The organism is Lelliottia sp. F153, from assembly GCF_002870005.1.
In the GTDB taxonomy this organism is placed as follows: domain Bacteria; phylum Pseudomonadota; class Gammaproteobacteria; order Enterobacterales; family Enterobacteriaceae; genus Enterobacter; species Enterobacter nimipressuralis.
In genome coordinates, this window is the sequence record NZ_PKFT01000001.1 from 1,344,449 (window position 1) to 1,366,115 (window position 21,667).

At 56.0% G+C, this 21,667-nt stretch carries 19 protein-coding genes; 5 read left to right on the forward strand and 14 right to left on the reverse strand.

Going from position 1 to position 21,667, the window contains the following annotated elements:
• Positions 1–51: 51 nt before the first annotated feature.
• From F153LOC_RS06400 to phoB, 8 genes are all read right to left on the reverse strand, one after another.
• Entirely contained in the window at positions 52–1,920 is a 1,869-nt protein-coding gene (locus F153LOC_RS06400) for an amidohydrolase (RefSeq protein WP_102104310.1), read from the reverse strand.
• 21 nt (positions 1,921–1,941) lie between these two features.
• Positions 1,942–2,487 carry an antibiotic biosynthesis monooxygenase gene (locus tag F153LOC_RS06405; RefSeq protein ID WP_100777437.1) on the reverse strand — a complete coding sequence of 182 codons (546 nt, stop codon included), beginning with the start codon at positions 2,485–2,487 and terminating at the stop codon, positions 1,942–1,944.
• Between the two features lie 55 nt (positions 2,488–2,542).
• A complete protein-coding gene (locus F153LOC_RS06410; protein ID WP_100777438.1) occupies positions 2,543–3,184 on the reverse strand; it encodes a hydrolase in 642 nt (213 codons plus the stop codon).
• Between the two features lie 200 nt (positions 3,185–3,384).
• Positions 3,385–5,202, reverse strand: coding sequence for a maltodextrin glucosidase (gene malZ, locus F153LOC_RS06415; protein WP_102104311.1), 1,818 nt, complete (start codon positions 5,200–5,202; stop codon positions 3,385–3,387).
• Between the two features lie 160 nt (positions 5,203–5,362).
• A complete protein-coding gene (gene proY, locus F153LOC_RS06420) occupies positions 5,363–6,736 on the reverse strand; it encodes a proline-specific permease ProY (RefSeq protein WP_102104312.1) in 1,374 nt (457 codons plus the stop codon).
• A 78-nt stretch (positions 6,737–6,814) separates the two neighbouring features.
• Entirely contained in the window at positions 6,815–8,134 is a 1,320-nt protein-coding gene (gene brnQ / locus F153LOC_RS06425) for a branched-chain amino acid transporter carrier protein BrnQ (RefSeq protein ID WP_100777441.1), read from the reverse strand.
• A gap of 409 nt (positions 8,135–8,543) precedes the next feature.
• A complete protein-coding gene (gene phoR / locus F153LOC_RS06430; RefSeq protein ID WP_102104313.1) occupies positions 8,544–9,839 on the reverse strand; it encodes a phosphate regulon sensor histidine kinase PhoR in 1,296 nt (431 codons plus the stop codon).
• A gap of 21 nt (positions 9,840–9,860) precedes the next feature.
• Positions 9,861–10,550, reverse strand: a complete 690-nt coding sequence (phoB, locus tag F153LOC_RS06435; protein WP_095280962.1) for a phosphate response regulator transcription factor PhoB — start codon at positions 10,548–10,550, stop codon at positions 9,861–9,863.
• A 181-nt stretch (positions 10,551–10,731) separates the two neighbouring features.
• On the opposite strand from phoB, the gene sbcD reads away from it, so the two are divergent.
• The 3 genes from sbcD (at position 10,732) to F153LOC_RS06450 (ending at position 15,688) form a co-directional block, all read left to right on the forward strand.
• A complete protein-coding gene (gene sbcD, locus F153LOC_RS06440) occupies positions 10,732–11,937 on the forward strand; it encodes an exonuclease subunit SbcD (protein WP_102104314.1) in 1,206 nt (401 codons plus the stop codon).
• A complete protein-coding gene (gene sbcC, locus F153LOC_RS06445) occupies positions 11,934–15,071 on the forward strand; it encodes an exonuclease subunit SbcC (RefSeq protein ID WP_102104315.1) in 3,138 nt (1,045 codons plus the stop codon). Before sbcD ends, sbcC begins: the two co-directional genes overlap by 4 nt.
• Before the next feature lie 242 nt (positions 15,072–15,313).
• Positions 15,314–15,688 (forward strand): SHOCT domain-containing protein, encoded by a 375-nt coding sequence (locus tag F153LOC_RS06450; protein ID WP_146003457.1) that lies wholly within the window; start codon positions 15,314–15,316, stop codon positions 15,686–15,688.
• Between the two features lie 293 nt (positions 15,689–15,981).
• On the opposite strand, the gene mak is transcribed toward F153LOC_RS06450, so the two are convergent.
• Positions 15,982–16,887: a fructokinase gene (gene mak / locus F153LOC_RS06460; protein WP_102104318.1), complete on the reverse strand. Its 906-nt coding sequence runs from the start codon at positions 16,885–16,887 to the stop codon at positions 15,982–15,984.
• A 123-nt stretch (positions 16,888–17,010) separates the two neighbouring features.
• Here mak and rdgC point away from each other — a divergent pair, with 123 nt between their 5' ends.
• Positions 17,011–17,925, forward strand: coding sequence for a recombination-associated protein RdgC (gene rdgC, locus F153LOC_RS06465; protein WP_102104319.1), 915 nt, complete (start codon positions 17,011–17,013; stop codon positions 17,923–17,925).
• 54 nt (positions 17,926–17,979) lie between these two features.
• Here rdgC and ppnP read toward each other — a convergent pair whose 3' ends face one another.
• The 5 genes from ppnP to F153LOC_RS06490 all read right to left on the reverse strand — a co-directional run bounded on the left by ppnP (position 17,980) and on the right by F153LOC_RS06490 (position 20,744).
• Positions 17,980–18,267, reverse strand: a complete 288-nt coding sequence (gene ppnP, locus F153LOC_RS06470) for a pyrimidine/purine nucleoside phosphorylase (RefSeq protein WP_100777447.1) — start codon at positions 18,265–18,267, stop codon at positions 17,980–17,982.
• A gap of 71 nt (positions 18,268–18,338) precedes the next feature.
• Positions 18,339–19,016 (reverse strand): AroM family protein, encoded by a 678-nt coding sequence (locus tag F153LOC_RS06475; protein ID WP_102104320.1) that lies wholly within the window; start codon positions 19,014–19,016, stop codon positions 18,339–18,341.
• Between the two features lie 238 nt (positions 19,017–19,254).
• Positions 19,255–19,446, reverse strand: a complete 192-nt coding sequence (gene yaiA / locus F153LOC_RS06480; protein WP_100777449.1) for a protein YaiA — start codon at positions 19,444–19,446, stop codon at positions 19,255–19,257.
• Positions 19,447–19,490: 44 nt separating this feature from the next.
• On the reverse strand, positions 19,491–20,015 hold the full coding sequence (gene aroL, locus F153LOC_RS06485; RefSeq protein WP_102104321.1) for a shikimate kinase AroL: 525 nt from the start codon (positions 20,013–20,015) through the stop codon (positions 19,491–19,493).
• 270 nt (positions 20,016–20,285) lie between these two features.
• Entirely contained in the window at positions 20,286–20,744 is a 459-nt protein-coding gene (locus tag F153LOC_RS06490) for a YaiI/YqxD family protein (protein ID WP_100777451.1), read from the reverse strand.
• A 97-nt stretch (positions 20,745–20,841) separates the two neighbouring features.
• Between F153LOC_RS06490 and proC the strand changes: the two genes are divergently transcribed.
• On the forward strand, positions 20,842–21,651 hold the full coding sequence (proC, locus tag F153LOC_RS06495) for a pyrroline-5-carboxylate reductase (protein ID WP_102104322.1): 810 nt from the start codon (positions 20,842–20,844) through the stop codon (positions 21,649–21,651).
• The last annotated feature ends 16 nt before the right edge of the window (positions 21,652–21,667 follow it).

A 21,667-nucleotide genomic window follows, 5' to 3' on the forward strand; every position in this document is an offset into this window, starting at 1 on the left:
CTGAACCCTGCGCCGGGAGTGAGCTTCGCCCTACCCGGCCTCATCATCAGGTTAAAACGCGAAACACGAGCAGCCCAGTACGCCCCAGAATGCCTGGTCATCCGATACCGGAATACCCGACTGGCGTGCAATACCGTGCTGGTGCCCATGCACTCCGCAGCTGCCGATGCACTGATGCATCTGCACAACGGCTCCGACATTTGAGACCACTGGCGGCGCTGAGCGGTAATGCCCCGGCACTTTCACCACCGGCGACCACTCCGGCAGAACCGGGATCGGCGGCGGCGACAGCGGACTAAACTGTCCGGCGGCGTACACCACTTTGCCATCCACTACCGTCAGCACCGACTCGATGCCTTTGATCTGCTCTTCCGGCACGCTGAAGTAGTCTTTCGACAGAACCACCAGATCCGCAAGCTGCCCTGCCACGATGCGGCCTTTCTTTCCCTGCTCGCTGGAGAACCACGCGCTGCCTGCCGTCCACAATTCCAGCGCGGTATCACGCGGCAGACGGTTGCTGTCGTCATACATCGACAGCCCGCCCACGGTGCGACCGGAGACCAGCCAGTACAGCGCCGTCCACGGGTTGTAGCTCGCCACACGGGTAGCGTCGGTGCCTAAGCCCACGGGCACGTCCAGCTCCAGCATTTTCGCGACCGGCGGCGTGTGTTTCACCGCCTCTTTGCCGTAACGATCGACAAAATACTCGCCCTGGAACGCCATGCGATGCTGCACCGCAATCCCGCCGCCCAGCGCTTTTACGCGCTCGATGTTATGCTCGGTGATGGTTTCCGCGTGATCGAAGAACCAGTGCAGGCCGTTAAACGGTATGTCGCGGTTCACCTTTTCGAACACGTCCAGCATCCGGCTGATAGATTCGTCATAGGTGGCGTGAAGACGGAACGGCCAGCGCTGCTCCACCAGATGACGCACCACGCGCTCCAGCTCGTCTTCCATCCCCTCAGGCAGATCCGGGCGCGGCTGCAGGAAATCTTCGAAGTCCGCCGCCGAGAAGACCAGCATTTCCCCCGCTCCGTTGGCGCGATAGAAATCGGTGCCTTGTCCCGGTTTGAGCATATCGGTCCAGCGTTCGAAATCTTCCAGCTCCTGCTTTGGCCGCTGGGTAAAGAGGTTATAGGCGATGCGAATCGTCATCTGCTCTTTGGCGTGCAGCTCTTCGATGATTTCGTAATCTTCCGGGTAATTCTGGAAGCCGCCACCCGCATCAATCGCGCTGGTTAACCCTAAGCGGTTAAGCTCACGCATAAACTGGCGCGTCGAGTTCACCTGCTGTTCCAGCGGAAGTTTTGGCCCTTTCGCCAGCGTGGAATAGAGGATCATCGCGTTCGGTTTGGCGATCAGCATCCCGGTGGGGTTGCCGTTATTATCACGGACGATTTCACCACCCGGCGGGTTTGGCGTCTCTTTGGTGTAGCCGACAGCTTTCAGCGCCGCGCGATTCAGCAGCGCACGATCGTAGAGATGCAGCACAAATACCGGTGTGTCCGGCGCCGCGTCATTCAGCTCCTGGATCGTCGGCATCCGCCGTTCGGCAAACTGAAATTCGCTCCAGCCGCCGACCACGCGCACCCACTGGGGCGTTGGGGTGCGATCGGCCTGCTCTTTCAGCATCCGCAGGGCATCGGCCAGCGACGGCACGCCTTCCCAGCGCAGCTCAAGGTTGTAGTTCAGCCCGCCGCGAATCAGGTGCAGGTGCGAATCATTGAGACCGGGGATCACCGTGCTCCCTTTCAGATCGACTATTTGCGTCCCTTCGGTGGCGTAACTCATCACCCGGTCGTGGTTGCCGGTGGCGAGGATCTTGCCGTTGGCAATGGCCACCGCCTCAGCGAACGGATTTTCACGATCAAGGGTATGGATCTGACCTTTGGTTAAGATCAGTGTGGCAGTTTGAGACATAACGTACTCCTTTGAGCCGGATCAGGCTTTTTTCAGCCACCCGGCGAACAGGCGGGTCACGATGGGCATCCACAACCAGACCACCAGCGCGACCACACAAGCATCGTTAAGCAAATGCAGGAATAAAGACCCTTTCAGGCCTGGAAGCAGCGCGCCGGTCAGTTGCGGTACGACGAGCGTGCTGGGGAAAATCACCATCAGCGTCATCAGAAACTGTTTCCACTGTTTCGGCTTGCGCACATGCGTCTCCGGCGGCGTAAACCAGAACGCGGCCTCGGTGCGCACTTCCGTTTTGTCCCCTTCGGCCAGCAGCGGTTCAATCTCTTTGACCAGCACTGAACGGGTATCGGACTGCGTCCAGGCATAGAGGTGTTCGAGGGTGTCGAAGCGGATAATGACCGTCCACAGATCTTGCCCTTCCGTCGGGCGAATCACGTTCGCGCCGAGGTGTCCGGGAAATTCTGCGGCCACGGGCATGATTTTGCCCAGCCACTGTTCGTATCGCGCCGCCTGTCCGGCCAGCAGGGTATGGGTGATCACCAGCGTCACATGTGAATTTTGCGCCATGAGAGTATCCAGGTCTGATGAAAATGGCGGGTTCAATCAACCCGCCGGAAGGGATTTACGCTTTACGCTCAGGCGCGCCGTGAACCAGGGTATAGGCATAATCGACGCCCATCCCGTAAGCTCCGCTGTGCTCACGCACCAGATCCATTACCGCGTCGTAAGTCTCTTTGCGAGACCAGTCGCGCTGGTACTCCAGCAGTACCTGCTGCCAGGTCACCGGAACGGCACCGGCCTGCACCATACGGTCGATAGCACGCTCATGAGCATCGACAGAAGTGCCGCCCGAGGTGTCAGTTACCACGTACACTTCAAAACCTTCATCCAGTGCCATCAGCGCCGGGAAGGTTAGGCACACTTCGGTCCACAGGGCCGAGATGATGAGTTTTTTGCGGCCCGTTGCTTTGACTGCCGCAACAAACGCATCATCTTCCCAGGAGTTCATCGAGGTGCGTTCAATCGGTTTCACATCCGGGTGAACAGCCAGTAATTCCGGCCAGATATAACCGCTAAAACTTTTAGTTTCGACCGAGGTGTAGATAACCGGCACATCAAATATTTTGCCTGCTTTCGCCAGTGCAACCGTATTATTCTTGAGGAGTTGGCGGTCAATATTCGCCACGCCAAACGACATTTGCGGCTGGTGATCAATAAAAATAAGCGTGGAGTTTGATGGGTCAATCAGTTCGCGGATAGACATAAATGTACCTTTTAATCAATACGTTAAAAGAAAACTAAATGTGTGCGATATGTGGTCGGGCCCTGACTGATAAAGCAAATTGAGTATAGCGAGAATTGATTGACGGGATATTAAAGATATTTGTCCGCTCTGTTTAATTTAACCGAACGACTTTGGGGAATATTCTGCAACGGGCAGCGTATGCCCGTTGCAGAAAGGGGCTAATTACCGAACCAGACCGTGGCAGAAATGGCAGGCAGAGACAACACGCCCTCCTGGATATCCCCTTTGCCCTCTTTCAGTAACCAGGTCTGGAGATTGAGCAACGGAGAGTCGTCCAGCACCACCTCACAGGCCTCCCCGCGGTTAATCGCCACCAGCACGCGCTGCTGGTTATAGACGCGGGCAAACACCACCACGTTGTCGTGGGCATAGACCACCTTACAGCCGCCGTAGCGCAGCGCCTGGCTGTGCTTACGCAGTTTCGCCAGGCGCTGATAGAGTGCCAGCAGGTTTTTGTCCTGTTTCTCACTCTCCCACGGGAAGGTTTTGCGGCAGAACGGATCGTTGTTGCCATCCAGACCCACTTCATCACCGTAGTAGATGCACGGTACACCCGGCCAGGTAAAGAGCCAGGTGACCGCCAGCGGCAGGCGCGCCACATCTTTACCTAACAGCGATTTAAAGCGCGCGGTATCGTGGCTGTCGAGCTGATTAAACATCCGCAACTGCTGCTGATGGGACAGACTTGCGCGATAGTTATTCATCCACGCCACGCAGGTCTGGGCATCGATGTGCTGCGGATCGTAAGAGATATCGGTATTGGCGAGGAATCCCCATACCGGGAAGGTAAATCCACGGTAGTTCATCGCCGCGTCTTCCGCATCGGCCTGTAGCCACTGGCGCGCATCGCCAAAATGCTCGCCAAACACAAAAGCTTCAGGCTGCGCGGCCTTGGCCGCCTGGGTAATGCCGGTTACGTGCTGAAGATTGTTCCTCGCGCCGCCCGCTTCACCAAGCATATGCACCACGTCCAGACGCCAGCCGTCCATGTTCCACGGCGCTTTCAGCCAGTGGCGCACGATGCTGTCTTCGCCGCCGTAGATTTCGTCAACCAGCGTTGGGGACTGAAAATCGAGTTTCGGCAGGCTCGGATAGCCCAGCCAGTCGAGCGCTCGCCCCTCTTCGTTAAAACTGTACCAGTCGCGCTGGGCAGATTCCGGATTGTGACAGGCGCCGCCCGTGGCGCGATTGTGGCGGTCAAACCAGGCGTGGGAATCCCCGCTGTGGTTAAACACGCCGTCGAGAATCAGGCGCATCCCTTCACGATGCGTGTTCTCCCGCAGGCGCAGCAGCGCCTCGTCGCCGCCAAACTGCTCGTCGACGTGGCGATAATCTTCCGTATCGTATTTATGCACGCTCGGGGCTTTAAACACCGGATTGAGGTATAGCGCCGTTACCCCCAGTTTTTTCAGGTACGGCAGTTTTTCGCTGATCCCGTCCAGATCGCCGCCGTAAAATGTCGATCCACCGGCCTGCGCCGTCAGCGGTTCATCCCAGGTTTTACGGATAATGTCGTGGCCCGCCGCATGGTGGAAATAGACCTGATTCTGATCGGCCGTGCGCTGCTGGCTGCGGGAAAAGCGGTCAGGGAAGATCTGGTAGAAGACCTGGTCGTACACCCACTGCGGGCCGTTGTCCGGGTAATCGACGGCAAACTGCTCCAGCCGTGCGGGTGGGAAACGGCTGAAGCCCTGCGGGGTGAACCACAGCTGGCGGTTATTCCACAGCAGCTTAAAGCTGTAGCGACGGCGCGGCTGGCCCTGGGACAGATCAATGGTGGCTCGCCAGGCGGTGACGCCCGGCTGCGGCTGCGAGCGCTGTTTATGCATGGTCAGCGCCGTCTCTTCGTTATCCACTTCGGCGCGCAGCATGACGCGCTCCGGCTGATTTTCTCCCGTCAGCCACAGCGTAATCACTAAGTTGTCTTTGTTTTGCTTAACAAATGGGGCAACCGGAAGGTGCCAGGCGTTCAACATCACGTATCCCCTTTGATGAAATTGAGGCCACCTTGCCACAGCGTAGTGGAGGATAACTCATCATGAAAAGGTTTATTGGGGGAGGAGGTGGAGGGAGGAGGCGTTTTATCGCGAAAAGCATGTTTGCCGGGTAAGCAGAGCGCCACCCGGCATTTTTACGTTACTGCGCTTCGGCCAGCTGGCGCTCGCGGCGGCGTTTAAACGCCCATCCCACCAGCAGCAGAACAATCCACGCAAAGCCCACGTACAGGGAGATACGGGTGTCCGGGTGATAGCCAATCAGCCCGATGATAAAGACCAGGAAAACCAGGCCAACGACCGTAGTCGCGACGCCGCCCGGTACTTTAAATTTCAGCGCTTTCACCTCTTCCGGCGGCAGACGGCGGCGGAACGCAATCTGCGAAATCAGAATCATGATCCACACCCAGACCGTCGCAAAGGTTGCCAGAGACGCAATCACCAGGAAGACGTTTTCCGGCATGATGTAGTTCAGATAGACCGAGAGCAGCAGCGCGACGGTCATCACCATCACCGTGACCCACGGCGTGCCGCGACGAGAGGTTTTCGCAAACACTTTCGGCGCGTTGCCCTGCTCTACCATGCCGTGCAGCATACGCCCTACGCCGAAAACGTCGCTGTTAATGGCGGAGAACGACGCCGTGAGCACGACAAAGTTCAGGATACTGGCGGCAAACGCGATGCCCAGGTGCTGGAAGGTCAGCACAAACGGGCTGCCGTTAGTCCCGACCTGATTCCATGGATAGATGGACATAATCACAAACAGCGTGCCCACGTAGAACACCAGGATACGCATCGGTACGGAGTTGATGGCGCGCGGAATGGATTTCTCCGGGTCTTTAGCCTCACCTGCGGTGATACCGATAATTTCGATACCGCCATAGGCAAACATCACCATCTGCAGCGACATCACCATCCCCAGCCAGCCGTTGCTGAAGAACCCGCCGTTACTCCACAGGTTGTGGATGCCGGTCGGTTGCCCGCCGTTGCCAATCCCCCAGATGATGATGCCAAAGCCCGCCACAATCATGATGATAATCGTCGCCACTTTGAAGAAGGAGAACCAGAACTCCAGCTCACCGAAGACCTTTACGCTCATCAGGTTAATGGCGCAGATGATCAGCACCACGCTCAGCACCCAGATCCAGTGCGGCACCAGCGGGAACCAGACGCCCATATAGATGCCAAACGCCGTCACGTCGGCTATCGCCACGATCAAGATTTCGAAACAGTAGGTCCAGCCGGTAATGTAGCCCGCCAGCGGGCCGAGGTTTTCCTGGGCATAGCGCGAGAAAGAGCTGGCTGACGGATTGTGTACCGACATTTCACCCAGCGCGCGCATGATGATATAGGCCGCGACGCCGCCGATAATGTACGCCAGCAGCACGCTGGGTCCGGCCATTTTGATGGCATCTGCCGAGCCATAAAAAAGGCCTGTCCCGATTGCCGAGCCAAGCGCCATGAAACGAATGTGGCGGGTACTTAGCCCACGTTTGAGTTTGTTCGTGCTTTCCATTTAAATCTTGCCATTCAACTCGAAAAAAACAAAAAACCACGGGGCCATAAGCCCCGTGGTTAAACAATTTGTCGTTGATTAATGCGCGCTGGAAGTCACCTGACGCCCTGCTGCACGGTCCCAGATAATAGCCAGAACCAGTGCGACAACGGTCGGCATTAACCAGGCCAGGCCTTGCTCTGACAGCGGCAGACGCTGTGTCCAGGCTGGCAGGATCCCACCGAATGCGGATGCTTTAATCCCGTCAAGGATACCAAAAAGCAGGCTGATAAACATCGTTGGGGCAATAATTCGCGAGGAATTGTTCCACCAGGGACGAGTAAAGCTCAGCACCACCAGCACGATACACGGCGGATAAATCGCGGTCAGCACAGGAATGGAGACCTGAATCAAGTGGCTCAGACCAAGGTTAGAAACCGCCATTGAGAAGCCGCCAAGGATGAACACCAGCGTGCGGTATGACAGCGGAATATACTGGGCGAAGAACTCTGCACAGGCGCAGGTCAGGCCAACTGCCGTCACCAGACAGGCCAGGAAAATCAGTACCGCCAGCAGGAAGCTCCCCGCTCCGCCGAAGGTGTGCTGAACGTAGGCATGGAGGATCGCCGCACCGTTCGCGTTTTGATCGACCAGCGTCGCGCTATCAGAGCCCAGACGGAACAGCGCCAGATACAGCAGCGTCAGACCGACACCCGCCATCAGGCCAGCCCAGATGGTGTAGCGGGTCAGCAGACGCGCTTCGGTTACACCGCGAGAGCGCGCGGCGTTAACGATGACGATACCAAAGACCATCGCGCCCATGGTGTCCATGGTCAGATAGCCGTTCACAAAGCCGTTCGAGAAGGCCGCCGTTTTGTAGGCGTCCAGCGACTCGCTGATCGGGCCTGCTGGCCACATGATGGCTGCAACGGCCAGCACGATCAGCGCAAGAATTTTCATTGGCGCGAGGAAGTTACCCACGGTATCCAGCAGTTTGCCCGGATAGAGGGAGACCAGAATCACCAGCGCGAAGTAGACCAGGCTGTAAATCAGCAGCGGCAGCGCGCCGTCACCGGTCAGGGGAGCAATCCCCACTTCGAAGGAGACCGTTGCAGTACGCGGGGTCGCAAACAGTGGACCCACCGCCAGATAGCACACAGTTGCCAGCAGAACGCCCGCCACTTTACCGATCGGGGTGCTGAGGCTGTCCACGCCGCCGCCGACTTTCGCCAGCGCGATCACGGTCAGAACCGGAAGACCGACCGCAGTAATCAGGAAGCCAATCGCCGCTGTCCAGACGTGTTCACCCGCCTGCAGGCCAACCATAGGAGGAAAAATGATGTTACCTGCGCCGACGAACAGCGCAAAAGTCATAAAGCCCAGCGCGATGATGTCACGCGATTTTAAATGATGGGTCATAGAACCTTACTGCCTGTGGATGTGGTGTTGAAAACGTTGAGATTTTCGCCATCCCAAAGGGGACGATACAGCGGAAAATTTACTCAATTTCAGCGGGATATGCTCCCGTCATGCCGTGGCGAAGAATAGTTTTTCGATTTACCACGTAAATACAGTCGGTATGACAGTATATGGGGCGCAATTTAAACGCTTATAACGTTTAAAGGCAAGGAGGGATCTGAAAACCAGAACAATATGCCAGCATGAAAATTCAGACCAGAACAATCCTCTAAGGTTAAGAAAAACTCATGGCTAATCATGCGAACAAAAAAGCAACAGCCGTATAAAATTCATTCACGTTTCGCTTGACTGCAAAGCAAACAGGCCAGCATACGCTGGCCTGTGGAAAGGAGGGCTGACACACACGCTGTCAGGCACTTTTTTTGGCAATTAAACGTTCCGGGATAACGAAACTGAAGCGCGTGCCTTTGCCCGGCGTACTCTGAATATCAAGGCGGCTGTCGTGGTGATTCACGGCGTGCTTAACAATCGCCAGCCCCAGCCCGCTGCCGCCGGTCTGCCGCGAACGCGCTTTATCCACGCGATAGAAACGCTCGGTCAGACGCGGAATATGCTCCGGTCCAATCCCCGGACCGTTGTCCTCGACGCTAAACTCCGCCCCCGTCGGGACGCGCTGCCAGCGCACAATAATCTGCGTGCCCTCTGGCGTATGGTTCACCGCGTTATAGACCAGGTTTGAAATCGCGCTGCGCAGTTCGTCCTCGCTGCCGAGCACCTTCAGACTGCTGTCCAGCTCGAAAGTGAACTGGTGCCTTTTGTGGCTCAGGGTCTGGGCTTCCCGCTCAACCACCCGCAGCATCATCGGCACGTCGATGGTTTCATTCATCGCCAGCGTCGGTGCCGCTTCAATTTTTGACAGGGTAAGCAGCTGCTTCACCAGCCCTTCCATGCGATGCGTTTGCTCGCGCATGGTGTGCAGCGCTTTCTCTCGCGGCGCCCCCTCCAGCGTCTGCTCCTGCATCATCTCCAGATACCCCTGCAGCACCGTCAGCGGCGTACGCAGCTCGTGGCTGACGTTGGCAAAGAAGTTACGCCGCGCCCCTTCGAGCTGGTGCATCTGGGTCACATCGCGCGCCACCATCAGCCACTGCTGATCGCTGTAGGGCATCACGCGAAACTCAAGGTGACGGCCATTGTTCAGCACCAGATTATGCGGGCGGGTAAAGTCGCGTTTTTTCAGATACAGGGTGAATTCAGGATAACGCAGTAGGTTGAGGATATTCTGGCCGTTATCGTCCGGCCAGCGCAGCCCCAGCAGCTGTTGTGCCAGGCCATTACACCAGAACATCGTCCCTTCTTCGGTGGTCAGAATCACCGCATCCGGCAGCGATTCGGCGCCGCTGCGAAAGCGTTTGATCAGGCTTCCAAGCTCACGACGGCGCTTTTTATTTCGCATCTGCATCTGATGCAAGCCGTAAAGCAACGGCTCCCAGCTGCCGCTACCGGGCGGTGGCGTCATGCTGCGATCGACCCACAACCACCAGGAGAGACGCAGTAAATTCCAGAAATGCCAGACCAGCAGGCCGGTCACTGCCGCCAGTAAAAACCACGGCAGATAACCAAAAATCGCCCCCAGAATGGCGGCGGGAATACAACATAAGATCAGTTCAAAAACGAGCCTTTTCCATGACAGACGTTCCAGCACGCGTCACACTCCTGTCATTGTTCAGAAACGTGTCGAAAAGCGATAACCTGTACCGCGGACCGTCTGCACCATACGATCGTGGCCGCTGTGTTCCAGCGCTTTACGCAAGCGGCGAATATGGACATCGACCGTCCTGTCTTCGACATAGACGTTAGTCCCCCAGACGTTATTCAGCAACTGTTCGCGGCTGTAGACGCGTTCCGGGTGAGTCATAAAGAAGTGCAAAAGTTTGAATTCTGTCGGGCCCATATCCAGCGGATTTTCGCCGGTCATCACGCGATGCGAGGTCGGGTCGAGGCTTAAGCCCTGCATTTCGATCACCTCTTCCACCGCCATCGGCGAAATACGGCGCATGACGGCTTTGATACGCGCCACCAGCTCTTTCGGCGAGAACGGCTTGGTGATGTAATCATCCGCGCCGGTCTCAAGACCGCGCACGCGATCTTCCTCTTCACCGCGCGCCGTCAACATTACCACCGGGATATCGCGGGTCATCGCTTCGCGTTTAATGTGCTTGATAAATTGCAGGCCAGAACCGCCGGGCAACATCCAGTCAAGCAGAATCAAATCGGGCCAGGGTTCGTTGAGTTGATTCACCGCGCTGTCATAATCTTCCGCCTCAACCGGCTGGAAGCCATTTTGTTCGAGCACGAAGCACACCATTTCGCGAATCGGAGCTTCATCTTCTACGACCAGAATACGTCTCGCCATACTTTGCCCTGTCTTATTAAAGTATCAGTTTGTAATGCGGCGCCATTATGCGTCAGATTTATGACAGATTTATGAAAAACATTACCACCATGAATGGCAAACTGTTGTTTTATTACAGCGGTTATTTTCCAGCCCCTGAAAGCTTATAATCCCCTTCACCCTTTTTTGCCATGGAACTGTTATGCGCATACTCCACACCTCGGACTGGCATCTGGGGCAAAATTTTTACAGCAAAAGTCGCGCCGCCGAACATGAAGCGTTCCTGAACTGGCTGCTGGAGACGGCGCAGTCGCAGGAGGTGGACGCGATCATCGTTGCCGGGGACATTTTTGATACCGGCTCGCCGCCGAGCTATGCGCGTGAGCTGTATAACCGCTTCGTGGTCAATCTGCAGCAAACAGGCTGTCATCTGGTGATCGTCGCGGGCAACCACGATTCCGTCGCCACGCTCAACGAATCCCGCGATATTCTTGCGTTTCTGAATACCACTGTAGTGGCAAACGCCGGACATGCCCCGCAAATCCTCAAAAAACGCGACGGAACGCCAGGCGCCGTGCTTTGCCCGATTCCTTTTTTACGCCCGCGTGACATCGTTCAGAGCCAGGCGGGGCTTTCCGGCGGCGAAAAACAGCAGCATCTGCTGCAGGCCATCACTGACTATTATCACCAGCAGTACGCCGAGGCCTGTGCGCTGCGCGGTGATGCGCCGCTGCCGGTCATTGCCACCGGGCATCTGACCACCGTCGGTGCCAGCAAAAGTGACGCGGTGCGCGAGATTTATATTGGTACGCTTGATGCGTTCCCGGCACAGAATTTCCCGCCAGCGGATTACATCGCGCTCGGTCACATTCACCGCGCGCAGATCATTGGCGGCTGCGAGCATATCCGCTACTGCGGCTCACCGATATCCCTCAGCTTTGATGAAACCGGCAAAGGCAAAAGCGTGCATCTGGTGAGTTTTGCCGAGGGCAAACTGAGCGCGGTTGAGACGTTAACCGTACCGGTGACACAACCGCTGGCGATGCTCAAAGGCGATCTGGCCGCCATTTCTGCGCAACTTGAACAGTGGCGCGGCGTGGAACAGTCGCCTCCCGTCTGGCTGGATATTGAAATCAGCACCGATGAATATCTGCACGACATGCAGCGCAAAATTCAGCCCCTGACCGACGATCTGCCGGTTGAGGTGTTGCTGGTACGCCGCAGCCGCGAACAGCGCGAGAAAATTCTCTTAAGCGCGCAGCGCGAAACCCTCAGCGAATTAAACGTGGAAGAGGTATTTGAGCGCCGCCTGGCGCAGGAAGCGCTAGACGACGCACAGCGCACGCGCCTCAACGAACTCTTTACCCAGACCCTGCACGCGCTGCATGACGAGGAAAACAACGCATGAAAATTCTCAGCCTGCGTCTGAAAAACCTCAACTCCCTGAAGGGCGAGTGGAAAATCGACTTCACCGCCGAGCCGTTTGCCAGCAACGGCCTGTTTGCTATAACGGGCGCGACCGGTGCGGGTAAAACGACCCTGCTCGATGCCATCTGCCTGGCGCTGTACCACGAGACACCGCGTCTGAACACGGTGTCGCAATCGCAAAACGATCTCATGACCCGCGACACGGCGGAGTGCCTCGCCGAAGTGGAGTTCGAAGTGAAAGGCGTGGCCTATCGCGCATTCTGGAGCCAGAACCGCGCCCGTAACCAGCCGGACGGGAACTTACAGGCACCGCGCGTGGAGCTTGCCCGGTGCGAAGACGGCAAAATTCTCGCCGATAAGGTGAAAGATAAACTCGATCTGACCGCCTCCCTGACCGGGCTGGATTATGGCCGTTTCACCCGTTCGATGCTGCTGTCCCAGGGGCAGTTCGCGGCGTTTTTAAATGCCAAACCCAAAGAGCGCGCCGAGCTGCTGGAAGAGCTGACCGGCACCGAGATTTACGGCCAAATCTCCGCCATGGTGTTTGAAAAACACAAAACGGCAAGAACCGAGCTGGAGATGCGCGAAGCGCAGGCGGCAGGCGTGGTGCTGCTGAGCGAAGAGCAACAGCAGCAGCTCCATCAGGGTTTGCAAGCACTGACTGACGAAGAAAAAACGCTGCTCAGTGAACAGCAAAACCGCCAGGCACAACATCAGTGGCTGGTGCGCAGCGAAGAGCTGGCGCATGAACAGCTGCGCGCGCAATCGGCACATCAACAGGCGTTACAGGCTCAGGCCGACGCCCAACCGGAACTGCTTAAACTGCAGCAGGCGCAACCTGCGCTGGCGCTGCGCCCGCTCTGGGACCGTCAGCAGGAGCAGGCGTCAACGCTCACCCGCACGCAGCAGCAGATTTTCGAAGTAAATACTCGCTTACTTTCACGCAAGGGCCAGCGGGCGCGGATCCGTAACGGCGCAATGCGTGAGGCAGAGCGGCTCCAGTCACAGCACAAATCGCTCGCCAGTTGGATCGACGAACACAACCACTTCGGTCTGTTGAGTCAGCACATTGGCGGCTGGCGCGCGTTATTTACCCAGCAGCAGCGGGATAAATCTCAGGCAGCGGCGCTGGGTAAGCGTCTGACTGAACTGCAACAAAAACTGGCCGCGCTGCCACTCACTCCCCTGACGCTATCCGCAGAAGAGACCGCCCAGGCGCTAGAGCATCAGGTGCAGTATCGCCCGACGCGTCAGCGTCTCGCCACACTGCATGCCCGCTATCAGCCGCTGCAAAAACGGCTGTTACAGATGCGGGCAACGCAGGAAAAAGACCTGGCCGCGCAGGCCACGCTTGATCAAACCCTGGCTGCGCGACGCCAGCAGTACAAAGAGAAAAACCAGCACTATCTGGATCTGAAAACCCTGTGCGAACAGGAAGCGCTGATCAAGGGTCTGGAGGCGCACCGCGCCAGCCTCGAGGCGGGTAAACCCTGCCCGCTGTGCGGTGCAACCGAACATCCTGCCGTGGCGCATTATCAGGCGCTGGAGGTTAGCGCTAACCAACGTCGCCGCGATGAACTGCACGCCGAAGTGAAACGGCTTGAAGAAGAGGGACTGTTGCTGCGCGGACAGCTGAAAGCGCTGATAGACCAGCGTGAGCGCGAAGCCGCAGAAACCCTGACGCTCACTCAGGAGGAGCAAGCGCTCACACAGGAGTGGCAGTCGGTGTGCGCGTCACTGAAGGCGAGTCTGAACATTCAGGAAGATATTGCCCCCTGGCTGGAGGAGCAGGAGCAGTACGAGCGCCAGCTGTATCAGCTCAGCCAACGCCTGGCCTTGCAGAATCAGCTCAACGAACTGGAACAGCAGATTCACCAGATTCAGCAGCAGATTGATACCCAGCGCCAGACCTTGCTGAGCGCATTAACGCCGCTCGCCCTCACCGCGCCGCAAGAGGGCGAAGAGAGCGCGTGGCTGGCACAGCGTGAAACCGAATCGAATGAGTGGCAGGAAAAACAGAAGCAGCTCACGGCCCTTCAGGAACAAATGAACGCCCTGATGCCGCTTCTCGATACGCTGCCCGCATCCGAAGATGAAACGGCGGACGAGCCGGTCCCCGACAACTGGCGCGATATTCACAACGACTGCATCTCCCTGCAAAGCCAGCTCGCCACCCTGCAACAGCAGGAGCAGAGCGATCGCGAGCGTCTGGCACAGCTGCAAACCCAGTTTGCTACTGCGCTCCAGGAGAGCAGTTTTGCCAGTGAAGCCGCGTTCCTTGCCGCACTGCTTGATGGCGATACCGTGCGCAAGCTGGAACAGCTGAAACACACGCTGGAACAACAGCTCCAGCAATCTTCTGCGCTGGCCTTACAGGCGGATCAGCAGCGTCTGGAGCATATGGAAAAGCAACCGGAAGCGCTGCCGGCGGATCTGGACGTACAGGCATTGCAGGCGCAATTACAGCAACTGGCACAGCAGCTGCGCGAAAATACGACGCGTCAGGGCGAGATCCGCCAGCAGCTGAAGCAGGATAGCGATAACCGTCTTCATCAGCAGGGCTTGATGCAGCAGATTGAAGAGGCCGCGCGTCTTGCGGATGACTGGGGATATCTGAACGCGCTGATCGGTTCCAGCACCGGCGACCGATTCCGTAAATTTGCCCAGGGGCTGACCCTCGATAATCTGGTGTGGCTGGCCAACCAGCAGCTCAACCGCCTGCACGGGCGCTATCTGCTGCAACGCAAGGCCAGCGATGCGCTGGAGCTGGAAGTGGTCGATACCTGGCAGGCCGACGCCGTGCGCGATACGCGCACCCTCTCCGGCGGGGAGAGTTTCCTGGTAAGCCTTGCGCTGGCGCTGGCGCTGTCCGATCTGGTGAGCCATAAAACGCGAATAGATTCCCTGTTCCTTGATGAGGGCTTTGGTACGCTGGACAGCGAAACGCTGGATACGGCGCTCGATGCGCTCGATGCCCTGAACGCCACGGGTAAAACCATCGGCGTCATCAGCCATGTCGAGGCGATGAAAGAGCGTATACCGGTGCAGATCAAAGTGAAGAAAATTAACGGGCTGGGCTACAGCAAGTTAGACAGAGCCTTTGCGGTGGAGTAAGCGCGATCAATGGGGGCTTTCCGGCCCCCATTCTTTTATGTCAGGGGATTACAAATCGCAAAAAGTGTGACGGCGATCAAAAAGCCATTTTCAATATTACTTACCCTATGGCGACGTTTTTCGCTCCCATAAGATATTTCTAACTCGCATATTACCCACCTTTCCGTTGTGGTTGATTTCTTGTTTCTTATTATCTTGCTTATTCAGGTCAGTGGATATTATTCACAGGTCGGGAGCAACATTTGACTGAGGGCTTTATGCGCTATTTTCTTCCTGTGTTATTACCGATTGCTCTGGCTGGTTGTGCAACGGTATCCACCACTAAAACTATTCAGGTCACACCACAACCCGGCGCCGATCATATTGTTGTTGATACTAATGCCACCGCACGCTGCAAAGATATTCTGTTTATTATCACCTGCAAAGTGAATCTAGACATGACGCCGGTTGGGGTGATGGAAAATGCGCCCGCAACGGCATCCGTTGCAGCGCCAGCACCTGCCGCCAACGAAACCGTGGCAACCCGACTGGAAGAACTGGATAAGTTAAAGTCTCAGAAACTTATTAGTACCAAAGAATACCAGGCAAAACGTACTGAGATTTTGAGAGGCTTATAATGAAAAAAACAAGTTGTATTTCGTTGGTGATTGCCGCTTTCTTATTACAAGGCTGTGTCAATATCGGCACGTCAAAATCTGTTTCTATTCCGGTTAATCCATCGCAGAAAAGCATGCTAGTGACCAGCACCGCGACTGTTCACTGCAAAGATTATTTCATCTTCTTTAAATGCAATATCGATGTAAACACACAGTCCATGTAAACCTATTTATCAGCAACGCTTATCATTCCTGATAAAATAAAAAGCCTGACATTTACATCAGGCTTTTTCACAGCAGAATACAACGGACGATCAGTTAGGCCACAACCACGCCGCGCCACGCACGCCGCTGGAATCCCCGTGTACCGCTTTGCGGATCGGCGTTTCGCATTCACCGCCGAAGACCCACTGCTTCACCAGCTGCGGAACCGTGGTGTAGATACGGTCGACGTTGCTCATCCCGCCGCCCAGCACGATCACATCCGGGTCGAGAATGTTCACCACGTGCGCCAGGGATTTCGCCAGGCGCATTTCATAGCGGCTCAGCGCCAGTTCGGCCACCGCATCCTGTTCTTCTACCAGACGCATAATTTCGTTGCCCTTGAGCGGTTGTCCGCTCAGGCGGCGGTAGTCGGTGGCAAATCCGGTCCCGGAGATGAAGGTTTCGATACAGCCCTGTTTGCCGCAATAGCATGGCACTTCGGCGCGGTATTTCAGTTCGTCTTCGTCCATCCACGGCAGCGGATTGTGCCCCCACTCGCCCGCCGTCCCGTTGCCGCCGATATGGGCGTGACCGTTGAAGGCCACGCCTGCACCGCAGCCGGTGCCGATAATGACCGCAAATACCGTCTGTGCGCCCGCCGCCGCGCCGTCAATCGCTTCAGAGACAGCAAGGCAGTTGGCGTCATTTGCCAGCCGCACTTCGCGGTTCAGGCGCGCGCTCAGATCTTTATCAAACGGCAGACCGTTGAGCCAAGTGGAATTCGCGTTTTTTACCACGCCAGTGTAAGGCGAAATCGAGCCTGGAATCCCCATCCCAACCGAGCCGGTCTGCCCTGTGGCTTTTTCCGCCATGTCCACCAGCTGTGCGATGGTTTCGATAGTCTGCTGGTAGTCGTCACGTGGCGTCGGAAGACGATGTCTAAAGAGTTGCTCGCCGCGATCGCTCAGCGCAATGACTTCTGTTTTGGTGCCGCCCAAATCAATACCAATACGCACAGGACTCTCCTCATTATTTTGATTATCAACAGAGTAGAAGCAGGCTACCCGATTAGCAATGCAAGCACTGCCACAATTCGTTATCATGCCCGCTGATTTAACGACAAGGCCGTGGAAATTATCATGCTGTGGTTCAAAAATTTGATGGTTTACCGTCTCAGCCGCGACGTTTCGCTGCGTGCGGAAGAGATGGAAAAACAGTTAGCCGCTTACACCTTTACCCCATGCGGTAGCCAGGATATGGCAAAAACCGGTTGGGTTTCTCCGATGGGTTCTCAAAGCGATGCGCTGACCCACTCGTCAACCAATGGTCAAATCATTCTTTGCGCGCGCCAGGAACAGAAAATCCTGCCGTCACCGGTGGTGAAGCAGGCGCTGGAAGCGAAGATCTTCAAGCTGGAGGCCGAACAGGGCCGCAAGCTGAAAAAAACGGAAAAAGATTCCCTGAAGGATGAAGTGCTGCACTCTCTGCTGCCTCGCGCCTTTAGCCGATTCAGCCAGACCATGATGTGGATCGACACCGTGAACGGTCTGATCATGGTGGACTGCGCCAGCGCCAAGAAAGCAGAAGATACGCTGGCTCTGCTGCGTAAAAGCCTGGGCTCGCTGCCGGTGGTTCCGCTGGCGATGGAAAATCCGATTGAACTGACCCTCACCGAATGGGTACGCAGCGGTAGTGCGGCGCAAGGTTTCCAACTGCTGGACGAAGCCGAGCTAAAAGCGATCCTCGAAGATGGCGGCGTGATCCGCGCGAAGAAGCAGGATCTGGTCTGCGACGAAATCGCAGTCCATATCGAAGCCGGCAAACTGGTGACCAAGCTGGCACTCGACTGGCAGCAGCGCATTCAGTTCGTGATGTGCGACGATGGCTCGATTAAGCGTCTGAAGTTCTGCGATGAGTTGCGCGATCAAAACGAAGATATCGATCGTGAAGATTTCGCCCAGCGTTTTGATGCGGACTTTATCCTGATGACGGGTGAGCTGGCGGCATTGATTCAGAATCTGGTGGAAGGTTTAGGCGGCGAAGCGCAGCGCTAAATTCTCAAATCAGAAAAGCAGGCCGGGTCAGCATCAACGCTACCCGGCCTTTTTTTATTTCAGATAACGGCACAGATAAGAGGTTGGCTCTGCAACCTGCAGGTTGAACTCGCTGTGGCCAGGGACGTTGAAGACTTCTCCGGCGGTGTACGCCTTCCATTCGGTTTCGCCAGGCAACAGCACGTTCAGCGCGCCGCTGATCACCGTCATCTCTTCAGGCTCTGCGGTACCAAAGGTATATTCCCCTTCAGCCATAACGCCCACACTGGCACGGCCAGTACTGCTGCTGGTAAAACCAATGGATTTCACTTTACCGGAAAAGTATTCGTTACTCGAAAGCATGAACTGGCCCTTATGTCTTTGGATAAAAATCTACTATAGGGGCCATCCTCCGTGCCTGTCACGCAAAATCATCAGGCCAGTAATTCAGACGCCAGACGGGTTACCAGAACGTTCGAGAGCAGCACCGGTACATCGAGGGCCTTTTGCAACAAATCACGATGTCGCTGGTGAAAACCGAGACAATCGAGCATCAAAACGTCAGCGCCCTGCTCCAGCAGTTCACGTCCTGCCGATATCAGTTTGGCTTCGCTATCCCAGATCGGATTTGCCAGCGCAAACAGCGGCGGTTTTTGCAGGACTTTCCACTTCGCTATCTGGTTCTCCAGCAGCTCTGCAATCGGCACAATTACCCCGACCTGATGCCCGTCGACAATCGAGGCCACCAGCGGAGGGATAATCCGCATCGGTTCAAGGAGGATAGCGTTTCGCGCCATAAGACCCGAAATCGGGGCGGTGCTCATTAACAGGATGACGTCATATCCTTGATTATCGAGCACTTCGATCACGCCCTGTAAAGCACGCTCGATTTTGTGATGTGAAACATGCGCGAGTTTACCGTCGCTTAACAATGTCGGTAGGGTCACCTCATTATTTGCAGGTGCGTAGTCTTCCATGACCTCTTCCCGACTCATCTTGCCGAGCAGGCTAAGATGGGTGATTTGCTGTTCGGAGACATGCTCAGTTAAGAGCGGTAACACTTCGCTGACAGGGACCACCCCGATGGTGAGGATCGCCAATGTTGCCTTCATCGTTTTCGCCTTTCTTCACTACCATTGCGATAATACAGGCACAAGCTCAATACGCTGCGCGGTTCTTGTTTCAGCTTAAACAGGTCAAAAGCGTAGCAGCATATCCCTACACCGAAATGTAAAGATCCAACGCCCGGTCTGAATCTCACTGTAATAACTAAATATTAACCCCCACTTAACATTCACGCTGAGTTAAAAGTGTGATTCAGGCACGGTTGTTATCGATTTCAGATTTGTATCAGGACTTTTCAGGATCTTCGTAGCGGCGCTTGGCATCCAGCGCTTCCTGCTCAGTTTCATGTTCGCTGATCAGGGAGTCCGGCTTTGGGTGGTCCGCACGCAGTTGATACCAGGTCACGGTTTGGGCACCGGTGCCTTTTTCAATAGTGACAATGCGCGCTTCACGTGGGTATGGCGGTCTGGTTGGCATAGTTCATCCTTTTTTAACGGCTAAACTATGAGTATAGACGCCTGCTAGCTGGCGCAAGCCAAACGCAGGGCGGTAACAATCTGATTTACGACCTGTTCCGGCGACTGTGCGGCGTCGATCACGTGGTGCGCCGCTTCGCGGTACAGGGCGTCGCGTTCGGCGAGGATCTCGCTCACCTCTTCGCTGATTGGTTTCCCGGTCAGCGTCGGGCGTTGCCCCTCTTCCGGGAATGCTTCCAGGCGCTCCACCAGCGTAGACACGGGCGCGCACAGGTAAATCACAATCCCTTTCTCGCGCATAAACTGGCGATTACGCTCTGCGAGGATAATGCCGCCGCCGGTAGCAATGATGGTCGACGGTGCGGTTACCGCTTCCAGCGTGTCGCTTTCACGCGCGCGGAAACTTTCCCAGCCTTCTTTTTCGACAATCTCGGCAATGGTCTGGCGGGCCTGAGTTTGCAGCCAGTGATCGGTATCGACAAACTGACTCTGACTGACACGCGCCAGTTCAAGGCCGACGGTCGTTTTACCGCAGCCACGGGGGCCAACTAAAAAGATGGGTTGGGTCATAGCCAGGTGTTCCCCTTGATACCGCATGGTTGCGGTGTGTAATGTCGAAAAACGAGCAATAATACCATTAAACTAGTACGCAAGGTAACTGTAAAAATAGGATTACAACAAGATTATGTTTGTATGACAGAGAGCGTCAGGCGTGCTTTTAACGCTTGTTCTCTGTAAAGAAATTATTGCATGAGCGGGTACGTCAACTTTACTGTAAAGCACCAGGCGATGACAACCCTGCGGTTGCCACACTATATCACAAAACAGCAATGCTTATCATTACGCAGTACGGCGCTTCACTTCCAGCAGCCATTTATCCAGCTCGGCCGCGAACTGCTGGCGGTCACGCTGCGAGAGCGAATCCGGCCCACCGGTCTGCACACCGCTGGCGCGCAGGGTATCCATAAAATCACGCATGGTCAGTTTTTGGCGGATCGTCGCCGGTGAGTAGCGTTCACCGCGCGGATTCAGCGCCGCTGCGCCTTTCTCCAGCACCTCTGCCGCCAGAGGAATATCGGCAGTAATCACCAAATCCTCAGGGCTACACAGGCGCACAATTTCGTTATCCGCCACGTCAAACCCGGCCGGAACGCGCATTGAACGGATAAATTTCGACGGCGGAATACGCAGATTCTGGTTTGCCACCAGCGTTAGCGGCATCTGCACGCGCTCAGCCGCGCGGAATAAAATCTCTTTAATCACATTCGGACACGCATCCGCATCCACCCAAATCGCCATAGTTTCTCCCCTGGATGACATTGGTGGCTATTGTCGCCTGCTTTTCGTTGTTAAGCTATAAATCAGAACTCACAACGGATAATAACGGAGAGACGTGATGGACAAAAAAATCGGTTTTATCGGCTGCGGCAATATGGGAAAAGCCATTCTCGGCGGTTTGATTGCCAGCGGTCAGGTATTGCCAGGGCAGATTTGGGTCTATACCCCGTCACCGGATAAAGTTGCCGCGCTGCATGATGAATACGGCATTAATGCCGCCGAAAGCGCACAGGATGTCGCACAGATTGCCGACATCGTCTTTGGCGCCGTTAAACCTAACATCATGATTAAAGTGCTGAGCGACATCACCTCCAGCCTGAACAAAGACACGCTGGTGGTCTCCATTGCGGCAGGCGTGACGCTCGATCAGCTGGCACGCGCCCTGGGCCACGACCGAAAAATTGTCCGCGCGATGCCGAACACGCCGTCGCTGGTCAATGCGGGAATGACCTCCGTGACGCCTAACGCGCTGGTAACAGCAGAAGACGTGGCCGATGTGCTGAACATTTTCCGCTGCTTTGGCGAAGCAGAAGTGATTGCCGAATCGATGATCCATCCGGTGGTGGGCGTCAGCGGTTCCGCGCCTGCGTATGTATTCATGTTTATCGAAGCGATGGCCGATGCCGCCGTGCTCGGCGGAATGCCGCGCGCGCAGGCTTACAAATTTGCCGCGCAGGCGGTAATGGGCTCCGCCAAAATGGTGCTGGAAACGGGTAAACATCCAGGCGAACTGAAAGACATGGTTTGTTCACCGGGCGGCACCACCATCGAAGCCGTGCGCGTTCTCGAAGAGCGCGGATTCCGCTCGGCGGTGATTGAAGCGATGAATAAGTGCATGGAAAAATCAGAGAGTCTCAGCAAATCCTGATGACGCGAGCCGGGCG

What these genes read in the sequence shown, in the direction of transcription:
- proC (WP_102104322.1), top strand. Translation starts at nt 20,842, where the DNA reads ATGGACAAAAAAATCGGTTTTATCGGCTGCGGCAATATGGGAAAAGCC.
- F153LOC_RS06405 (WP_100777437.1), bottom strand. Translation starts at nt 2,487, where the DNA reads ATGGCGCAAAATTCACATGTGACGCTGGTGATCACCCATACCCTGCTG.
- ppnP (WP_100777447.1), bottom strand. Translation starts at nt 18,267, where the DNA reads ATGCTTTCGAGTAACGAATACTTTTCCGGTAAAGTGAAATCCATTGGT.
- yaiA (WP_100777449.1), bottom strand. Translation starts at nt 19,446, where the DNA reads ATGCCAACCAGACCGCCATACCCACGTGAAGCGCGCATTGTCACTATT.
- rdgC (WP_102104319.1), top strand. Translation starts at nt 17,011, where the DNA reads ATGCTGTGGTTCAAAAATTTGATGGTTTACCGTCTCAGCCGCGACGTT.
- malZ (WP_102104311.1), bottom strand. Translation starts at nt 5,202, where the DNA reads ATGTTGAACGCCTGGCACCTTCCGGTTGCCCCATTTGTTAAGCAAAAC.
- proY (WP_102104312.1), bottom strand. Translation starts at nt 6,736, where the DNA reads ATGGAAAGCACGAACAAACTCAAACGTGGGCTAAGTACCCGCCACATT.
- F153LOC_RS06490 (WP_100777451.1), bottom strand. Translation starts at nt 20,744, where the DNA reads ATGGCGATTTGGGTGGATGCGGATGCGTGTCCGAATGTGATTAAAGAG.
- phoB (WP_095280962.1), bottom strand. Translation starts at nt 10,550, where the DNA reads ATGGCGAGACGTATTCTGGTCGTAGAAGATGAAGCTCCGATTCGCGAA.
- aroL (WP_102104321.1), bottom strand. Translation starts at nt 20,015, where the DNA reads ATGACCCAACCCATCTTTTTAGTTGGCCCCCGTGGCTGCGGTAAAACG.
- sbcD (WP_102104314.1), top strand. Translation starts at nt 10,732, where the DNA reads ATGCGCATACTCCACACCTCGGACTGGCATCTGGGGCAAAATTTTTAC.
- sbcC (WP_102104315.1), top strand. Translation starts at nt 11,934, where the DNA reads ATGAAAATTCTCAGCCTGCGTCTGAAAAACCTCAACTCCCTGAAGGGC.
- F153LOC_RS06475 (WP_102104320.1), bottom strand. Translation starts at nt 19,016, where the DNA reads ATGAAGGCAACATTGGCGATCCTCACCATCGGGGTGGTCCCTGTCAGC.
- F153LOC_RS06400 (WP_102104310.1), bottom strand. Translation starts at nt 1,920, where the DNA reads ATGTCTCAAACTGCCACACTGATCTTAACCAAAGGTCAGATCCATACC.
- brnQ (WP_100777441.1), bottom strand. Translation starts at nt 8,134, where the DNA reads ATGACCCATCATTTAAAATCGCGTGACATCATCGCGCTGGGCTTTATG.
- F153LOC_RS06410 (WP_100777438.1), bottom strand. Translation starts at nt 3,184, where the DNA reads ATGTCTATCCGCGAACTGATTGACCCATCAAACTCCACGCTTATTTTT.